This is a genomic window from Companilactobacillus nantensis DSM 16982 (genome assembly GCF_001435815.1).
Lineage (GTDB): Bacteria > Bacillota > Bacilli > Lactobacillales > Lactobacillaceae > Companilactobacillus > Companilactobacillus nantensis.
In genome coordinates this window covers 73,348-90,745 of the sequence record NZ_AZFV01000007.1, presented here as the reverse complement: position 1 = coordinate 90,745, position 17,398 = coordinate 73,348, and the positions used below count along the sequence as shown (strand labels likewise).

General features: G+C 34.1%; 17 protein-coding genes and 1 other RNA gene. 12 read left to right on the top strand and 6 right to left on the bottom strand.

Going from position 1 to position 17,398, the window contains the following annotated elements:
• Positions 1-2 precede the first annotated feature (2 nt).
• On the top strand, positions 3-209 hold the full coding sequence (locus FD31_RS14555) for a DUF3923 family protein (RefSeq protein WP_057891564.1): 207 nt from the start codon (positions 3-5) through the stop codon (positions 207-209).
• A 37-nt stretch (positions 210-246) separates the two neighbouring features.
• Here FD31_RS14555 and FD31_RS04445 read toward each other — a convergent pair whose 3' ends face one another.
• Entirely contained in the window at positions 247-1,428 is a 1,182-nt protein-coding gene (locus FD31_RS04445) for an MFS transporter (protein ID WP_057891563.1), read from the bottom strand.
• 307 nt (positions 1,429-1,735) lie between these two features.
• Between FD31_RS04445 and FD31_RS04440 the strand changes: the two genes are divergently transcribed.
• Positions 1,736-2,374 (top strand): GNAT family N-acetyltransferase, encoded by a 639-nt coding sequence (locus tag FD31_RS04440; RefSeq protein ID WP_057891562.1) that lies wholly within the window; start codon positions 1,736-1,738, stop codon positions 2,372-2,374.
• A 161-nt stretch (positions 2,375-2,535) separates the two neighbouring features.
• Here FD31_RS04440 and FD31_RS04435 read toward each other — a convergent pair whose 3' ends face one another.
• On the bottom strand, positions 2,536-5,004 hold the full coding sequence (locus tag FD31_RS04435; protein ID WP_057891561.1) for an isopeptide-forming domain-containing fimbrial protein: 2,469 nt from the start codon (positions 5,002-5,004) through the stop codon (positions 2,536-2,538).
• 306 nt (positions 5,005-5,310) lie between these two features.
• A complete protein-coding gene (locus tag FD31_RS04430) occupies positions 5,311-7,773 on the bottom strand; it encodes an isopeptide-forming domain-containing fimbrial protein (RefSeq protein ID WP_057891560.1) in 2,463 nt (820 codons plus the stop codon).
• A 380-nt stretch (positions 7,774-8,153) separates the two neighbouring features.
• Between FD31_RS04430 and FD31_RS04425 the strand changes: the two genes are divergently transcribed.
• The 3 genes from FD31_RS04425 to FD31_RS04415 all read left to right on the top strand — a co-directional run bounded on the left by FD31_RS04425 (position 8,154) and on the right by FD31_RS04415 (position 11,074).
• Positions 8,154-8,921 carry a hypothetical protein gene (locus tag FD31_RS04425; RefSeq protein WP_057891559.1) on the top strand — a complete coding sequence of 256 codons (768 nt, stop codon included), beginning with the start codon at positions 8,154-8,156 and terminating at the stop codon, positions 8,919-8,921.
• A gap of 104 nt (positions 8,922-9,025) precedes the next feature.
• A complete protein-coding gene (locus FD31_RS04420; protein WP_057891558.1) occupies positions 9,026-10,186 on the top strand; it encodes an MDR family MFS transporter in 1,161 nt (386 codons plus the stop codon).
• A 246-nt stretch (positions 10,187-10,432) separates the two neighbouring features.
• Positions 10,433-11,074, top strand: coding sequence for an NAD(P)H-binding protein (locus FD31_RS04415; RefSeq protein ID WP_057891557.1), 642 nt, complete (start codon positions 10,433-10,435; stop codon positions 11,072-11,074).
• 77 nt (positions 11,075-11,151) lie between these two features.
• Here the strand turns inward: FD31_RS04415 and FD31_RS04410 are convergent, their stop codons facing one another.
• Positions 11,152-11,475 (bottom strand): helix-turn-helix domain-containing protein, encoded by a 324-nt coding sequence (locus tag FD31_RS04410; protein ID WP_057891556.1) that lies wholly within the window; start codon positions 11,473-11,475, stop codon positions 11,152-11,154.
• Positions 11,476-11,779: 304 nt separating this feature from the next.
• On the opposite strand from FD31_RS04410, the gene FD31_RS04405 reads away from it, so the two are divergent.
• The 6 genes from FD31_RS04405 (at position 11,780) to FD31_RS04390 (ending at position 14,703) form a co-directional block, all read left to right on the top strand.
• Positions 11,780-12,475, top strand: a complete 696-nt coding sequence (locus FD31_RS04405) for a Fic family protein (protein ID WP_057891555.1) — start codon at positions 11,780-11,782, stop codon at positions 12,473-12,475.
• The gene (locus FD31_RS14460) at positions 12,472-12,603 is read left to right on the top strand and encodes a hypothetical protein (protein ID WP_268872415.1); all 132 of its coding nucleotides are present in this window, start codon (positions 12,472-12,474) and stop codon (positions 12,601-12,603) included. The genes FD31_RS04405 and FD31_RS14460 overlap by 4 nt, the downstream gene beginning before the upstream one ends.
• Positions 12,604-12,735: 132 nt before the next feature.
• Positions 12,736-13,101, top strand: a transfer-messenger RNA (tmRNA) gene (ssrA, locus tag FD31_RS13880).
• A 215-nt stretch (positions 13,102-13,316) separates the two neighbouring features.
• Positions 13,317-13,547, top strand: coding sequence for a type II toxin-antitoxin system RelB family antitoxin (gene relB, locus FD31_RS04400; RefSeq protein ID WP_057891554.1), 231 nt, complete (start codon positions 13,317-13,319; stop codon positions 13,545-13,547).
• Complete coding sequence (locus tag FD31_RS04395) at positions 13,544-13,807, top strand: type II toxin-antitoxin system RelE family toxin (protein WP_057891553.1); 264 nt, start codon at positions 13,544-13,546, stop codon at positions 13,805-13,807. The genes relB and FD31_RS04395 overlap by 4 nt, the downstream gene beginning before the upstream one ends.
• A gap of 245 nt (positions 13,808-14,052) precedes the next feature.
• Positions 14,053-14,703 carry a DUF3862 domain-containing protein gene (locus FD31_RS04390; RefSeq protein ID WP_057891552.1) on the top strand — a complete coding sequence of 217 codons (651 nt, stop codon included), beginning with the start codon at positions 14,053-14,055 and terminating at the stop codon, positions 14,701-14,703.
• Positions 14,704-14,769: 66 nt separating this feature from the next.
• Here FD31_RS04390 and FD31_RS04385 read toward each other — a convergent pair whose 3' ends face one another.
• Positions 14,770-15,375, bottom strand: a complete 606-nt coding sequence (locus tag FD31_RS04385) for a YitT family protein (protein WP_057891551.1) — start codon at positions 15,373-15,375, stop codon at positions 14,770-14,772.
• A gap of 206 nt (positions 15,376-15,581) precedes the next feature.
• Between FD31_RS04385 and FD31_RS04380 the strand changes: the two genes are divergently transcribed.
• Positions 15,582-16,283: a DPBB and LysM peptidoglycan-binding domain-containing protein gene (locus FD31_RS04380; RefSeq protein WP_057891550.1), complete on the top strand. Its 702-nt coding sequence runs from the start codon at positions 15,582-15,584 to the stop codon at positions 16,281-16,283.
• A 72-nt stretch (positions 16,284-16,355) separates the two neighbouring features.
• Here the strand turns inward: FD31_RS04380 and FD31_RS04375 are convergent, their stop codons facing one another.
• Positions 16,356-16,949: an SAP domain-containing protein gene (locus FD31_RS04375; RefSeq protein WP_057891549.1), complete on the bottom strand. Its 594-nt coding sequence runs from the start codon at positions 16,947-16,949 to the stop codon at positions 16,356-16,358.
• Between the last annotated feature and the right edge of the window lie 449 nt (positions 16,950-17,398).

Below are 17,398 nucleotides of genomic sequence, written 5' to 3'. Positions count from 1 at the left end.
AGATGAAGGTTTGGCATGGACTTAATATATTTTGGCTGATAATGTTTCTTATCGGCGCTGTCTTTATAATGGTACGAAACGTCGATGGTGCTGGAGCTGTTCAAACGCCGCAAGTTAAGTTGGTTTCGTTGGCAGTGTTGTTTGGATTTTATTTATTCATATGGGTGTGTCAGTTTATTACGCTATATTTTATAAAAAGTCACAAATAAAAAGCCAGAAAACTCAAAATGTTTTCTGGCTTTAGTTTTATTCTGCTTGAACAATCGGATGTTTCCGAACAACGAATGTTAATAAATATGATAACGCTAAAATAACTGTAACAACCAAGTAAGGATAATGTGTATTCCAATCCATCAAGGCACCGGACATCAAAGGTCCGATAACATTACCGACACTGGTCAATGACATGTTCATACCATTGATCAAGCCTTGATTGGAACGACTTGATTTTGTCAATAATGTTGTAATCGCAGGTCTCAACAAATCAAATGATGAGAAGATAACTAACGTTGCAACGATAACTTCGATGTGTGTATGTGCTTGGGTAATCCAGAAAACACAGACAGCACTGAGTAGGAAAGCAATACTGATCAAACGCATTTCCCCAATTTTACTAATGATCCAGTTGAACGCTGCCACTTGTAAGATTAAAGAAATAATTCCGTTTAATGTCAAAACTAATGCAATCGTACTCAAACCAAAGTTGAAGACTTGGTTAACGTAAATACTATAGATACTTTCGAATCCTTGTAATCCAAAAGATGACACTAAGATCATTCCGAACAACATCACCATTGGTAAGGTTAAAATTGAACGAATTGAACCTTGTTCTTTGGCTTTTTCCTCAGCTTCTTTTTCCTCAAGTTCGATAACATCTTTGTTTTCTTTCAAGAAGATTTGAGTGAAGATAGCACTGGTAATACTTAACACACCAGCAACCCAGAAAGGTGTCTTATAACTGATACCAGCTAAAATACCACCAAGTCCTGGTCCTAAGATTAATCCACCACTAAAGGCAGCAGATAGCCAACCAATAACTTTCGCACGATCCTTCAAAGTTGTTAGATCAGACCCTAACGCCATTGAGGTTGGGATTACCATGGCAGCCGATAAACCACCAATGATACGAGAAAGGTTAAAGATAGGTAATGTCGTAGCGACCGCAAAGATGAATTCCGAAATCATATAAGTGAAAAGTCCGAAAACAATAACGGGTTTACGACCAATTTTATCAGACATCTTACCAACGATAGGTGATGCGACAAATTGTGCAAAAGCAAAGAGTGAAGTCATGACACCCATTTGGGATGTTGTGAAGTGATATTCATTCTTGATGAATGGTGTGACCGGTATGACCAAACCAATTCCTAAACAGATTAAAAAGTTACTAAATACTAGAATATAAATCGATTTTTTGTTTTTTCCCATATATTCCCCTCCTCGTAAATATTTGTACAGTTCAAAAAAACTACCATCTGCTGATAGTAGTTGATTATAAGAAAACCGATACCCTAAGTTGGACCTAGGTATCGGCTTGAACTGGAAATCTCACATTACTGATTAGCATACTATGGATTTATATTAATGTCTAATAATTTACCTAAACTTTTTTGTTAAAAATATATAACAAAAATGACTTTTGGCACATAAAATTATTTTAAATGGCTCGATTAATGGACATTTTGTATTTAAGTGCTTATTATAGGTACATGGCTGTTTAAAGGAGGTCATATTTTTGGATTTTCGAAGCGGGTTGAACAGTGATAAACCCCAGATAATAAATTTACTTACAGAATCATTTAAGGAATACATAACGACGAAGAACATGTTCCAACAAGAATTTCGCTCTAGTGCTAAATTCGACAAGTTGATGCGAAAATATTTTGCACTCGAAGTTAATGTATTTATGAAAAAAGGTTTGGTTTATGTTGGAGCTGACGGAAAGGGAACGCCTAGAGCAGTTGCGCTAATTGAATTTAATCAAGGAAGACAGATCAGCAATTGGGACTATCTAACAATGGATGGTTTGAAGTTGTTGCCTGAAATCTTAAAGAGTGGATTCAATGGTTTCAATGCATTCGATATCTTTAAGTTCGAAGATCTTTTCGATAAAGTCAAAGGTAAGAAAAAGTGTGTTGTTGAATACTTAGCTGTGGATAAATCCTTGCGTGGTCAAGGTATCGGTAGCAAGATGTTGAACAATCACATTAGTCCTTACGTTAAGAAGATTGGTTACCGGAATATTATTTTGGAAACTAATACGAAAAAGAACGTAACATTTTATAAGAAGAATAATTTCGCCGTTCGTTCAGTTAAGAAAGTTAACTTGAGCCACGGGGATGTTAAAGATTGGGTCTTGTCAAAGGCCATTTAAGTCAAAAGAAAAAGTCGCTCACAATTTGTGAACGACTTTTTTTAATAAAAACAACTGATTCCTACGAGTTAAGAATACCAAATTGTTTTGTTTTGATTACTTTTATTAAGGAAACTTAATTTTTATTACGAATTTATAAAGAGATAATAGTGCAAGATTAATTAGACTGATTCAGTTAATCCCCAAGTTAAGGTTCCCTTGTAAAGTCCTGATGGGGTATTTGCGGCTAACTTTATTCTCCAATCATTTATTCCAACGTATTTAGTTAGATTCAATGATTGTTGGTTTCCCTTGAAGGAAGCTGTTTGTATGGGTGTTCCACCAGGCAGAATTGGTTGCCAAGTTCCAATGTCTTCAAAGGAGTTATTTCTTTGTTTAATAAAAAGTAAATTGGAGTCATTAGTTGGAATTGTTGCACCATTTGAATTGACCATATGGTTATGTTGATTATCGTTATCATAGAAAACGTTAACTTTAAAATTGCTATTATCTGGGTGTGACACAATTAAATTACCGTCAGTATAGATGTTGTTGAGAGTGATTGGATTTCCATACATATGTGTGGAACCAAAATCAATATTTTTAGGTGTACTTATGAATCCATTCATATTTCGAATATTAAGGATTGCGGCCTTGGCAACTTGTTCAGCGTAAGTAGTATTTTTTTTATTACTATCAAAAGGTTCGTTGGTTTCTACGTTTGTAATGAATGCGTTATTGGCGAGTGTGCCTATGGCCGAAGAAGAAACATTTACTTCGAACTGAGTTGTTATTTGTTGGCCAGGTTTAATCGTATTTACTGTACCTGTATGGATTCCCCAGTCTTGGACATACCATTTTCCATTAACGCCTTGGGTTTTGATACTTTTTGGGTCTAGAAGCAGTCCATCAGGTAGCTTATCATCCAAATTGTCGGCTGTGACTAAATCAAAACGGCTATCGGGTTCTACTCTATATATAGTTTGATAGCCGATTCGATCACCAATTTTTGCATTTGTAGATTCTCGATAATCTTCATGGTTGGTTATGTTTTTAATTTTTGTTTGGAAGGTGTATTTAAAACCTGATGTTGAAACTGGAAAACTTGTCGAAGCTTGAAAGGTATCGGTCATATTAGATGAAACTTCCGCGTCAGATCCTAAAAAATAAGCAGTATTAGTGAAATTGGAATCGAGATCTAAGTTTTGAAGTGCATCAGATGTCAGTGTTGCTTCAAATGTGACTGTCTCTGATTTTCCATCGGTTAATTTATATGGTGTAGGCACGGTTAAGGTTCTTGTAGTTGGATCATAGTCTGTTGGTGATGATTGTGAATTTAAGAATGAATCTGATGATTGGGTGATAGAGCTTGAATCTATTTCTAGTCCTTCTGGAATATGATCAATTATTTCCTGAGCGTTCCATCGAGAATCATACCCGTTGTTAGTTAATTGAAGGGTGAATTTTAATTTGTCACCAATCCTATTAGTACCATCTTGTCTTGTTTCATTAATATAGGTTTTTGATGGTGTAGGAATTGAATAACTTTTTTTATTAACTCCTATTGCTGATGAAAAATGGGCAATTTTATTGGGGGCAAGAGTTTTAGAATTCCATTTTAGAATGTAGGCTGAATCGACTGCCCCAGTTAGTGGAGTACCTTTAGAATTATTGTGAATTTCGGCACCTGAACCTGTTACTAAACCATTAGTTAAACCAGAAGCCCAATTTGATACACGAGCTTGTCCGTTGTAACTGTCGAATCCATCAACTGTTTGATTAGTTACCATAAGTCGGTAATATTTGTCATTATTAAGGTCCTCAATATAAATGCCTTCTTTGTTTCCTAAATCTTTGACGACTACTGAATCATTCCCATACGTACTTTCGCCGATTTTAGTATCTTCACCAAATAATGTGACAAATTCAGCAGGTTTATTGTCTAGGTTTTTAACATAGAGCTCTCTTTGAACCATGGCTGAATATTTTGGTGAGGCCCGAAGTAATAATTCGACTTCAAAGTTGTAGTCTCCATTTTTGAATCCAGAATTATTTTTACGATTAAAATAACCCATGATTTTATATGCTGGATTACCTTTTTTGTCTTTACCCATAAAGAATTTCTTTGAAGATAAACCAGTATTACCGGTACCATTTATTGATTCTGGATTACCTAGGATGCTAAATGCAGATGAGGTAATCCCTTTGAAAGTATTAGAAGTACTTGGGGCAATCATAAAGTCTGGTGAAGTTTGTGAAACACCTTCTTTGTTACCGGCACCAAAATATCCATTCTGAAATATTGCACTTATATAGTTGTTATTATCATTAAGAAAAACATTCATTTTGGAGTAACTAGAAAGATCACCTGATGAAATTGAATTTTTTTCAATAGTATCATCACCACCGGTAGTAACTTTTCCAGAAGTGTCCTGTGCCAATCCAAATGCATATCCAAGTTTAAGATTTTCCTTAATGGGAAGTTCGCCGACATGATTTATAATATTACTGGGATAATACCAAGTGGAGATACCATCATCGAAGTCATAACGTCCGATAGCTGCGGTAATGGTATCTGTAAAACAAATAAACGATAATAATGCGGTAAAAAAACTAATAATAAATAATATTGAGGTAACTTTGAATTTCAATTGTAATCTCCCTTTGAATCGTTTTTAAGATTGATTATTAATGAAAATGTGACTGTATAATTGCTATGAGTAATGTTACTTTTTATGAAATTTTCAGAACATGCAACATCAATAAAACCATGATAAAGCATTATAACAATGATTATCCAGTGATTAATTGAGTTTTTTTAAATAAATTTCAGTTTTAATTAATAATTCAATTTTGATATTTTTAATGATTTAATTAGTGAATAAAATAACAATTGCTTAAACAAAAAGCCGTTCACACAACAAAGTGTGAACGACCTTTTTAACATGAAAATATATTTAAATTGATTCAGTAAGTCCCCAAGTCAAAGTTCCATTATAAGCACCAGGTACGGTATTGGAAGAAACCTTAAGTTGCCAATTACCTGCGCCGATATAATTTGTTAAGTTAACCGCTGTACTGTAATCCGTAAAGTTAGAGCTTTGAATTGACGTACCAGTTGGTGTGATTGGCGTCCATGTACCAACATCAGTATCTTTATCGGTTCTTTGTTTAATAAAAATTAAGCCTGTGGCATCTGTTGGCAGTGTATCGCCATTACTGTTAGTCATCTGTGAATCTGCACTATCGTTATCATAAGAAACGGTGACATTGTATGGCGTATTGCTTGGATGGGAAACAACTAATTCACCTAAAGTGCTGACATTGTGCAAAGTCTTATTTTGACCGTACATATTAGTTGATCCAAAGTCGATATTAGTTGGCACTTGAGTGATTGCATCAACGTTTTGAACATTGACATCAGCAGCAGTAGAAGTTTGTTTGGCAAAAGTTTGATTACCAGTCGTAGTAACATTGCTCATCGTTGCCGTATTGGTTAATTTTCCAACCGAAGAAGCGGTGACGGTAGCGCTGAATTCAACTTTAACACGTTGTCCTTTACCGATAGCATTAACTCCAGTACTAATGTGATCTTGATGATAACCACCATTGTCGTCGTCGCCAGGTCCCCAAATTTTAATTGAAGATGTATCGAGTTTGAGTCCTTCTGGTAGAACGTCATCCAATACTGCACCGGCGTTTACACTATCTGTACTTCCAGAATCGATTGAATAGATAATTTGATAATCAACAACGGCACCTTTTTTAGCATCAACACTTTGTGAATAAGCTATGTCACCATGCTTTTTGACTTGTTTGGTAAAAGTATAGTTAAGTCTAGCTGGCTGAACCTTAATATCAACTGAAGCAGGGAAGGTCTTCTGGACAGTTTCATTATTTCCAACATCGATACCACTAAAATCAGCTGTATTAGTTATTGTATTTTCGCCACCAGAACTCGTTAAGGCAGCTTTGGTTATTGTTGCTTTAAAAGTAATTGTGGCGTATTGATCATCAGTTAACGATATCCCAGGTGGAACAGTGATGGTATTAGTTGCTACATCATAATCGGATTCATCAAGTGGTTGTGAAGTTCCGCCATTATTGCTGATTGCCATTGATGAGGCGTCAACTTGTAAGCCAGCAGGTAATTTATCAACTAGTTTGTTATAGTTCCATTTAGCTCCATAACCGTTGTTGGTGATTTTTAAGTTGAATTTTAATGTATCGCCAACCATATTTGTTCCATCAGAACGAGTTTCGTTGGTGTAAGTTTTTTCAGGTGTCATGATTGAGTATGGCTTAGCAGTGACGCCCATGGTTGAACCAAAATGAGCTGTTTCGTTTGTTTTTAGAGTGGTTGGATTCCATTTCAAGGTATAGGCTGTATCACCAAATCCAGTCAATAACGTGCCTTTCGGATTATTATTAGCTTCAGCACCAGTACCAGTTACTAAATTATTAGCGAATCCTGTAGCCCAATTACTAGACTTGATTTGTCCGACGTAACTATTAAATCCGTCGGGTAAATTATTAGTTACGAATAGACGATAATTGTTACCTGAATATGTATCTTGAACATAAATTCCTTGTTTATTTCCGAGATCGTAAACTGGTACCATATCGTTGTTGATACCATTACTGTCACCTAGTTTAGTATCTTCACTGTAAAGTGTTATGAATTCGGCGGTATCAGTAGACAAATTTTTAACGTACATTTCTCTTTGAACAATTGCTGAATTGGTTGGTGAAGCTCGCAAGAGAATTTCTACTTCCATGTCGTAAGTTCCATTTTTGTATCCGGAATTATTAGTTCTAGTAAAGTGACCCATTATTTTATAGGCTGGGTGACCGTTGGCATCTGTTCCAACATAATATTTCTTGGATGTCATACCAGTATTTCCGGTACCATTATTATTAGCACTAGGGTTTCCCAAAATGTTATAAGCTGATGAGGTAATCCCTTGTAATGATGATGGTCCATTAGGGGCAATCATAAAGTCCGGAGAAGATGGAGAAACATTTTCTCGATTAGTTCCAGTACTAGTATATCCACCTTGAAAGACCGAACTGATATAGTTGCCATTCTGATTTAGAAAAATATTGACTTTAGAATATTGAGATCTGTCACCAGAGGAAATACTATCGGAGGCAATAGTACCGTCGCCACCAGTAGATACTTTGCCTTTAGTATCTTGAGCTAAACCGAAAGCATACCCCAATTGAAGATTGGTGCCATCAATAGGGATATTGGCAACTTGATTAGAAGTAAATTGACTCCAATTGGTAATGCCGTCGTCAAAATCATAAGGTCCAATAGTAACAGACGCAGCTGATGCAGTTTGTGTAAAGCAAATTAAAGTTAAAAAAATTGAAAAAATACCAATTAAAAATAACTTGAAATTTTTATTCATTCCCATAGTTATTACCCCTCGCAGGTTAGATTTAAGTATTTAGTATGGTTATATTTGATATAGTGATTATTAAACTAGTTTTTATTTCAAAACTATTTCCTCAATTTTTAATAACCAATAATCGTATCAATGCCCTTATCATGATATATTATATAATCTATGTGAGGGGATTAGATTTCATTTTTTATAAACCATGTTATATAATGTTGGAATTTGTTAAAAAATATAATTACTTAATATTTAATTATTGATTTTATTATAAATTCAATAATTGTTGGGACTTAAGTGATATTTATCAATGATTAATTTTGGTAACAGAAATTATCACAGTTGACTATGGTAAACTTGAATGAATGTCTTAATAACAAATATTGGAAGGTAAATATATGACAACAGAATTTTCGGGCGATTTTTCAGATCAGAGGCTTACTTTCAAATTAGATAACTTGGGTGAAGTTAAGTATTATAAAAAGCAACCGACTGAAGTTGATGATGAAGCCATTTTTATTATTATCAAAGAGAATTTAATGGCCGGTTTGAGTTATGGCAGTTTAGAGGATTGGTCAGAGGATAGCAATTTTGTAGAAATAGATGTGCCAGAAAATATTATTGCATCTGATTTCTTCTATTTTCTGACAAAAGAATTTGATCAAGCAGGGTATGAATTGAGTGTCGGTTATGAAATGACTATTTCTCCGGAATCAATTAATGTTTATTCTGAATACTTGGAGAAAATTTTACCTTTGTTGAGTTTTTTTGGTGTTAAGATGGTAAAACCAAAAAAGGTAGCCATGAAGCCACGTCATAAATATGTGAAGTCGTTAACTGATGTGCCATTTTCGATTGATTATAAAGGTAGTAAGGCGACAGTTTACTGGGTCAAACGAAATGAGTTCTTAATTAAAGCTGGAGCTAACTTATTAGAAACAGCACCATTAACGAAAGCTGGTGTAATTGGATTTGCTGGAAAATTCGGTTTACGCTTGCGTGAGGAACATGCTGACCAAATAAAAAATAACGTCCTTATACAAGACGTTAAATTACGTAGTGTCAATGAAGTAGGAACGTTCCTATATTTTGCGGGAACCAATAGCTGGCTACAGTTGAAATCACCTGAAGGTAAGACTTTACACGAATTGACGGTTGTTAAATAAAGCCTGTATTGACAAGTTTTTTTAGAATGATAGAATTTTCTCATAATTAGTAAGATCGTTAGCTTAGTGCTGGCGGTCTTTTTTTCAAATGGGGAGATTTGCTGATGAAAAGAGTAAATGCGCAAGTTTTGATACTTGGAGCTTTTCTAGAATCAGTCGGGGCTAGCTTTATTTGGCCAATTAATACGATTTTTATCCACGATTATTTGCATAAATCATTAGCCGTTGCCGGAACAGTTTTGTTCTTTAACTCGATTCTGACATTTATGGGAAATTATGCTGGAGGTAAATTATTCGATAAAATCGGCGGACATAAAACAGTCATGATTAGTACGATGATTGGGATGTTGGCATTAGTAGGATTAATTTTTGACCATGGTTGGCCAGCGTATCCGATTTTGTTACCAATATTAGGTTTTGGAGTCGGAAGTGCTTTTACCGTAATTAATTCCTTTGGGGCACAAATTGATGAAGTCGATAAATACAAAATGTTTAATGCTATTTATGTGGGAACAAACTTGGGTAATGCGATTGGAACGGCTCTTGGCGGTTATATTGCCGGTATTCAAATGACTTGGGTCTTTATTGCTAACTTCATTTTTCTCAGTTCATTCTTTCTCTTGGTTGTATTTTGGTATGGGAATCGTGATGTGAAACCTAAGCATGTGACTCCAGATCAGCCTAAAGTTAAAACTAAATTACGTTCAGGAACAGCTTTAATTGCTATTTTTTTGGGAACAACATGGGTTTCATATTCTCAATGGAATAGTAATATTTCGGCGCACTTAACGAAATTAGGTATTCCTGTTAGTAAATACAGTTTATTGTGGACGATAAATGCCATCGTTATTGTCGTCTTTCTTCCATTAATAAATCATTTGATAGAGAATCAAACTTGGTTTAAAAAAATTCAGATTCCAGTGGGTGTTGTTTTCTTTATTATTGCATTTGGTTCCTTGATTGGAGCGACCAAATATTTAGCCTTCGTAATTGGGATGGTGCTGTTGACGCTAGGTGAGATGCTCGTTTATCCGGGGATTCCAGCATTGATTGGTGAATCAACGCCTAATTCTGAAGCGGGGCGTTATCAAAGTATTATTAGTATGGCCGCGACTTTTGCTCGAGCGATTGGACCGTTGTTGGGTGGGATGCTGATCATGCGCAGTTCTTATGACGTGATGTATTTGGCCGCAATCGGTGTGTTGATTGGTTCGCTGTTTATTTTCCAACGTGGGCATAAAGAATTGGTAGCCAATGTGAAATAAGAATTTGACAAAACATGCTCAGCTTTCGAGCATTAAGGCAAGTAAGAGCAGTAATCCGATTTTGGATTGCTGCTCTTACTTGGTTTAAACGAAAAAATCTATGGTTTGGTCACAGACAGATGCTTTTTTATCCATAACAAAAATGAATAGATAATGATTAAATCTAAGCATTAGACATGGTGACTATTAAGATTTAAGGTATTGTCAGTAGAAAACAGAAACTAAATGACAAAAGAAGGTTTTTAAATGAAAAAAGTAATGATTATTGGTGCACACGGTGCCACAGCACAAATTTTGGCAAAGCGTCTTTTAGCAGAAACTGACGATGAATTGATTTTATTTCTCAGAAATGTCCAACGATTGGCAGAATATTCTGACAATAAGAGGGTAACATTAGTTGATGGAAATGTTTTGAAGACAGCTGAATTGGCTAAAGCAATGGAACCAGCTGATATTATTTATTCAAATGTTGGTGGAACAGACTTGGCTGATCAAACGGCAAGTATTTTAGCAGCAATGAAACAGGCTGATAAACAACGTTTGATTTTTATAAGTGCTTTAGGAGCCCGTCACGAAGTTACAGGTAAGTTTGGCGAATGGAATGAACAGGCGATTGCAGCATTTTTACAAGGTTTTCGCAAGTCAGCTCAATTATTAGATGATTCTGACGTAATTTATACCGAGATCCGTCCGTCTTGGTTAACAAATAACGAAGAAGTTGCTTATGAAGAAAGAACTTTAAATCAAACATTCACAGGAACTGAGGTTTCACGTGCAAGTGTGGCTGATTTTGCTTTGAAGGTTATCAATGATCCAAATCAATATCAAAATGAAAGTATTGGTCTAAATAAACCTAATACTGACGGCGATAAACCAAGCTGGATGTAAAAATAATACAAGATGATTGAACAGTAAAAAGGTAAAGATTCACTCGAAAACGAGGAATCTTTACCTTTTTTGTATTTCTATAAGTTATTCATAGCAGATAATAAGGCAAGAATTTTTTCAGATAAATCCTCACGTTGTTCTCGAGGAAGTCCCGCAAGAAAGTCTAATAATTCTAGATACTTAATACCGTTGTTAGCAGGTTTATCAAAGAGGTCTGCTAATTTCAAATTCATTGCGGTAGAAATTCGGTCAAGCTTATTGATTGAGATATTGCTGTTAACACCGCGTTCCAATTGTGAAACTAAACTCTCACTGACATCGGCTTTTTCTGCCAGTTGTTCAATGGTTAAGCCAAGTGATCGTCTCTTTTCACGTATTATTTTACCGATTTCGTTAATCATTCATATGCACCTCAAATCGTCATTATTCCAACCTTAGTAGAGATGATGAGTGATTTGAACAGATGATAGTACAGACTTTGGTGAATAAGATGTAATATAATGCATTGTTGGATGTGATAAATCAATGAAAATAATGTATTATATTGTTTGTTTTAACAGAATAATACACTTTAGTAGCTTTGTATACGGAGATATAGCAAAATTTTAGTTAATATAATTAGGCTTTTTTAACAGTTAATAATAACCCTGAGAAATTTCCTTTTCAATTCAAACAAGAAAATATAATTCTTGTTACAATAGCAGTATGAAAAATCATAAAATACGATTTAGAAAAAAAACATATCAAGGGGTTATTTATTGGTCGTATCAATCTGATAAAGAATTAAATGATTTAATGCATATATTGGAACGTCAGGTGCGTGAGCAGTTTAAAATCAGAAAAAGGATAGTTGTTACAAGTGTTCCGATAGATAGTGAACATGGTGAGATTGAGTTAAGAATTGATAATGTAGTATTTAAGAGGTATTTATTACTAGGGATTGAAACATTGTATTTGAATGTTGACGATATGATTGAATATAATGGTGCTGCACAGGATATTTTTAAAGAGGAAGGGGTTTATGGAAGAAAAGGTGTTACAGATATCAGCACCCTTGAATATACTATTGAAGATGTAAAAAATTCAGTTTATTTCGGAGTTGATAGAAGTCCATCAATAGCCCTTAAAGCAGCCAAGTATTGGCACAGAACAGCATATTATCAAGCTTTTTCCAATGGTAATAAACGTACGGGATTACTTGCCGCGTTAATGTTTTTGTATTTGAATTATTATATTTTTGATGAAGAACAAAGCAAGGCGGATTTGTATGAAAGCATTTCTGTAAAGATTGCTAATAGAAAACTTTCAGAGTATGATGTCTACATGTTTATAATTAACAATGTTAATTATGATATTGAACGATCAACGAAGGATTTTATTATGAGAGGTAAATCAAAATGAATAAAATTGTAAAAGTTTCAAATATATACACTGAAGAACAAATTAAAGAAAATAAAAAAAATGCTTTAAAAGAAATTTTAAGCCAATCTACAGTAATTGAAGCTTTAAAAAAATTATCAACCCAATAATGAAAAAAATAAGCTATCAACCTTTAGTAATGGGCTGATAGCTTATTTATGTTATGAAATGAATTATTTTAATAAGTCATACGATTTGCTATATTCAATAAAATTAGCTATGATATTTAAGTGAACATTCTTGGGGGTGTTCTGGATTCGACATGTGTAGTAGCGTGCAGGCTGCATTTAGGGTTTCGTGTCCCTCTAAAAACACACAGTTTATTATAACTGCAAAAAATAATAATAACTACGCATTAGCTGCCTAAAAACAGTCTAAGCGTGATCCATTCTAATTTCGCCCGAGGGTTGGAAATGGGTCTCAAAATTATTGGGCTACGTTTAACTGTGCATTCTGAATAGTTAAAAAGAGATCATCGGAATAGTCACTGTGGTTAGCCTTGTTGTATGGCGTTCAGAGTGGCGAAACAATAAATGATACAACTATGAGTGTAGATGCTTGCATAGCATTATGCTTGGACAGGGGTTCAATTCCCCTCACCTCCATTTTGCAGATTTAAGCCAGTTATATCAGGTGCTAAAAGCCTTGATGTGACTGGCTTTTTGAGTTTTAAGTATTGCTTAATAACATCTTTTTGGTAGTCAATTAGATCACAAATAATATTATTGGTCGGGCGGTTGTCATCACATTCTTATGTGGTGGCTTTTTCGTTGCCTATTTTATTACTTCGTATTACAATGTATTACAAATGGAGGCGTATATAATGGCAATGATTACTATAAGGGTTTCCGACTCTGAAAAAGAATGGTTACAATATATGGCTGATTTTTACGGTATAACTTTATCTGAATTATTAAAAAAATATTCTATGGATCAATTAGAAAGTCAGTACGACCAGCAAACTGCCGATTTAGCTCATAAACGCTGGATTGAGGATAATAAGGAAACTGTTTCCATGAAGGACATAATGGATGAATTTGGCGGTCTTTCATGAGCTATAAACTGAAATTTACACACGATGTACAAAAAACTCTTCGAAAAATGGATAAGCATCAGGCAAAGTTGATTGTACGATGGCTCTATCAAAATGAAGATGACATTGATAATCCTAGATCAATTGGTAAAGGATTAACTGCTAATCGTTCAGGACAATGGCGCTATAGAGTTGGCAACTACCGTGTGATTGTTGAAATTGATGACGGTAATATGATAGTTGTGGCAATTAACATTGGTCATCGTCGAAGCATTTATTAATTAGCTACTCATGTTGTGGGTGGCTTTTTTTTATTGCTTGAATAATTTCAATATAGAATATTTGTCTATGAGTAATTTAATTTTTAAGGATGATTTAATTTTAAGAAAAAAATAGATCAATATCTCGATGTCTAATGACGTAAGGTGTTGACTATATTTTTATGGGTATATTAAAAAATAATGCGTTAAAGATGCTACTTAACATGAATATTGTTAAAATACACTATGTGAACGGAGGTATGCAAATGATGGATGAAAAAGATAGCAAACCTTTCTACCATAGAAACTGGTTTTGGATTACGATTTTTTCTATCTTTATTATAGTGTCAGCCACAACATACGTCGCAAATTACTCATTTTACAAGGGTCAAGCTGACAAAGCTACTGTTAGTCAAAGTAAAAGTTTAGCTGAAAAAAAGAAAATTGAAGATAATCCTTCAATCGTAGCTAAATATAATTCTATTAAAACTGGTAAAAAAGGTTTCGATAAAGATGAAATTGTTCAATTGTTAGGGCAGCCCACAACAACGCAACAATTAGATGTCAATAATCCAATCAAAACTATGATTTGGAACGGAACAGATAGTAATCAAAATATTACTATTCAAATTACATTTGAAAAAGATAAAGCAACTTCTAAATCCATTCAAGGTTTAAACATAGATAGGAAGAAAGTTTTAACTTCTTTGGATTACGATAAACTTCAAAATGGTGATAGTTATAACAAAGTTATTAATACGTTAGGTGATCCTGACGATTATTCTGATGTGAATGGTGTCAGAACTTTAACATACGAATCAGATCTTTTGGAAGCTGATCCAACGGCTGATGCGATGATTAAAATTGAAATTTCTAATAATCAAGTTATTTCTAAGGAACAACAAAATTTAAAATAGACCAAACAAAAAAGGTGCATATGTCAAAATACTCGAATTTCGATACTTTGATATGTGCGCCTTTTATTATGCTTGTGCCAATCTTCTTGCATGAATGATTCCAAAGCCCTTAATTGAAAGACTTGAAATTCCGACTGACATGACTGCTAATAGGAAAGAAACGATATCTGTTAAAGCAATGTTTCCTAAGCAGACAATGGCATCGATGATGAACAAACTAATATATTTGTCGACCCCGAAGTTTTTATGGATGATCATTGGCGGAACGGTTGTCCCACCACTTGACATATTGAGTGTATATAAAATTGCTAAACCTATTCCGAAAATAATACTTCCTACTATTATAGAAAGAACTCGACTGTTAGGAATCAAGTTATAGACGGGTGTGATATATAACAATAACGGAAGCATGAAACTTCCAAGTGCTAGTTTAACCGTTGTTTGACGGTCTAAATGTAAGTAGGCCAGTACTAACATCACAATATTTATGACAAGAACCGAGATGAATGTTGGGATTTTCCATCCTGCTTGCAACAAGATAGCAATTCCGGTAGCTCCACCGGCTGCTATACTGTGCGGCTCGAAGAACATATTTAGACTAAATGCGATAAGTTCCAAAGCGACTAACATTATTAGTAGTTTTGCGGACAATCTTGTTTTCTTATTCTTCATATATATAACTATAACATGATTATATCTCCATGACAATAAAAGTCTGAGTTACCTTAAATATTTAATATTTCACTAACATTACTAAGATTACATAATATCTGGAAAATGTAACTTTGCGGACGTTGTTGTGTAATATTGAGCTGTTAGTATAGCACCATAGCAATTGAGAGAAATTAAATTTTAAATATTAAGGATGTAATTAATTTATGAAAAAAGTTTTATCTATCGCTTTAGTAAGTGCAATGGCTTTGACAGGAGTTTTAGCTTCAACAAATACAGCCCAAGCTGCCGTAACTAACGGAAACAAGGTTACAGTTGAAAAGGGTGATTCATACAAGAGTATCGCCGAAGCTAACGGAATTAGTATTTCTGCTCTAGAACAAGCTAACGGACGTGAAGTTGGCGGATTTGACTTAATCTTCCCAGGTGAAACAATCACATTGCCTGGCGCTACAACTACAACCGCAAATACAAATACAACTACAGATACAACTACAGATACATCTGCTGATACACAAGCTGCCGCAACAACTGATACAACAGCCGCTTCAACAGACACAACTACAGATACTACACAAACACAACAAACAACAGATACAACTTCACAAGCTACAACACAATCAGCAAGTACAACTGGTACTTCACAAGGAACATTCAAGATTTCTTTCTATGATCCAGCTGTTTTAGGTTCAAACATGGGTTACAGTGGTGTTGCCGCTAACCTTTCAGTATTCCCTAAGGGTACACAATTGAAGATTACTTTATCTGACGGAACAGTTCTTTACAGAACAGTTAATGATACAGGAACATTTGCTAACTCTAACTCACAACAATTAGATGTTGCTATGCCTAGTTCATCAATTCCTTCATATGGTGTTACAACAGCTTCAGTTGAAGTTTTATCATAATTTAGGGTAGAATATAGATGCAACAGACAATTGCCGAAAAAGACTTTCTATTAATTTAGAAGGCCTTTTTTGTTATGACAAATGTTTCAAAAGTTGATGGGAATAACGTTTATCGGGTTGATTTTTAACGATTTTCCATAAAATAGCTGCTGATTTTAACTTATTACTGAATTTTTGAGTAGCAGAATCAGCACAGAAATCCTTAACAAATTGATTCCATTGATAGCTCACATCATCTTTTTTGGTATCAATTAAAAGTTTTCTATCGTGAATATCAATAAGTGTTTGAATTGTAACCGTTGAATCATTTGTTTTTTTAGCATTACGGATAGCCACAGCCATTTCTTTTGAAAATTTGAAGAATTCTTGGTGGTAATGTTGTGCGAGAAAATCACGTAAAGTTTGGTTCAATTTAACACCATCAATGATTGAGGTGTCTAATGTTAAAACTTTAGAAACCGTATGCTGTTTTTTCATGACAATAATAGGTTGTGTTTCTGAATTTAAGTAATTAATAATTCGCTTATTTAGATCGTATTTAGTACCAGTAGTGTTTAAATCTAAACTACGACAAATAGATTGCAATTCAGTTTTATAAAAATATTTAGATTCAAAATCGGTTTGGGTAATTTGACGAGATTTAATACTATCAATTGGCAGAGACATTTAATTATCCTTTGGTGGTCGAATTTTAGTTTTATTATCTCATTTATTTGAAAATTATATATGAGTAGTAAAAGGAATATAGTTATTTTAGTTGATAATATCATTATTAGTAAAAATTTAATTTTACTAATGTAAATTCTAAAATGAAAAGATATTTATAAACTTTTTATTTCTACAAAAATATCATTAGAACGTTATAAAACGCATAACGGCAAACCTCAGAAACCATTGAAAAGACGGGACTTCTTTCAATATCATGTTATAAATACCATTTGGCATATAAATATAAAATTAGAAAACTAACTGAAAAAACTTATTTTTATTGATTGACATTTCAAAAATTAGATTGTATTATCTAACCAACGATTAACAAAAGATATTTATTAAACAATTTGATCGGGGGAAGTAATTCAGCCTCGTTTGTACAGAAAACCTCTATTTGCTGAGAT

Coding starts and splice junctions, on each gene's coding strand:
- FD31_RS04445 (WP_057891563.1), bottom strand. CDS start 1,428: ATGGGAAAAAACAAAAAATCGATTTATATTCTAGTATTTAGTAACTTT.
- FD31_RS04375 (WP_057891549.1), bottom strand. CDS start 16,949: ATGTCTCTGCCAATTGATAGTATTAAATCTCGTCAAATTACCCAAACC.
- FD31_RS04385 (WP_057891551.1), bottom strand. CDS start 15,375: ATGAAGAATAAGAAAACAAGATTGTCCGCAAAACTACTAATAATGTTA.
- FD31_RS14555 (WP_057891564.1), top strand. CDS start 3: ATGAAGGTTTGGCATGGACTTAATATATTTTGGCTGATAATGTTTCTT.
- FD31_RS04390 (WP_057891552.1), top strand. CDS start 14,053: ATGATGGATGAAAAAGATAGCAAACCTTTCTACCATAGAAACTGGTTT.
- FD31_RS04430 (WP_057891560.1), bottom strand. CDS start 7,773: ATGGGAATGAATAAAAATTTCAAGTTATTTTTAATTGGTATTTTTTCA.
- FD31_RS04410 (WP_057891556.1), bottom strand. CDS start 11,475: ATGATTAACGAAATCGGTAAAATAATACGTGAAAAGAGACGATCACTT.
- FD31_RS04395 (WP_057891553.1), top strand. CDS start 13,544: ATGAGCTATAAACTGAAATTTACACACGATGTACAAAAAACTCTTCGA.
- FD31_RS04380 (WP_057891550.1), top strand. CDS start 15,582: ATGAAAAAAGTTTTATCTATCGCTTTAGTAAGTGCAATGGCTTTGACA.
- FD31_RS04420 (WP_057891558.1), top strand. CDS start 9,026: ATGAAAAGAGTAAATGCGCAAGTTTTGATACTTGGAGCTTTTCTAGAA.
- FD31_RS14460 (WP_268872415.1), top strand. CDS start 12,472: ATGAATAAAATTGTAAAAGTTTCAAATATATACACTGAAGAACAAATT.
- FD31_RS04405 (WP_057891555.1), top strand. CDS start 11,780: ATGAAAAATCATAAAATACGATTTAGAAAAAAAACATATCAAGGGGTT.
- FD31_RS04425 (WP_057891559.1), top strand. CDS start 8,154: ATGACAACAGAATTTTCGGGCGATTTTTCAGATCAGAGGCTTACTTTC.
- FD31_RS04415 (WP_057891557.1), top strand. CDS start 10,433: ATGAAAAAAGTAATGATTATTGGTGCACACGGTGCCACAGCACAAATT.
- relB (WP_057891554.1), top strand. CDS start 13,317: ATGGCAATGATTACTATAAGGGTTTCCGACTCTGAAAAAGAATGGTTA.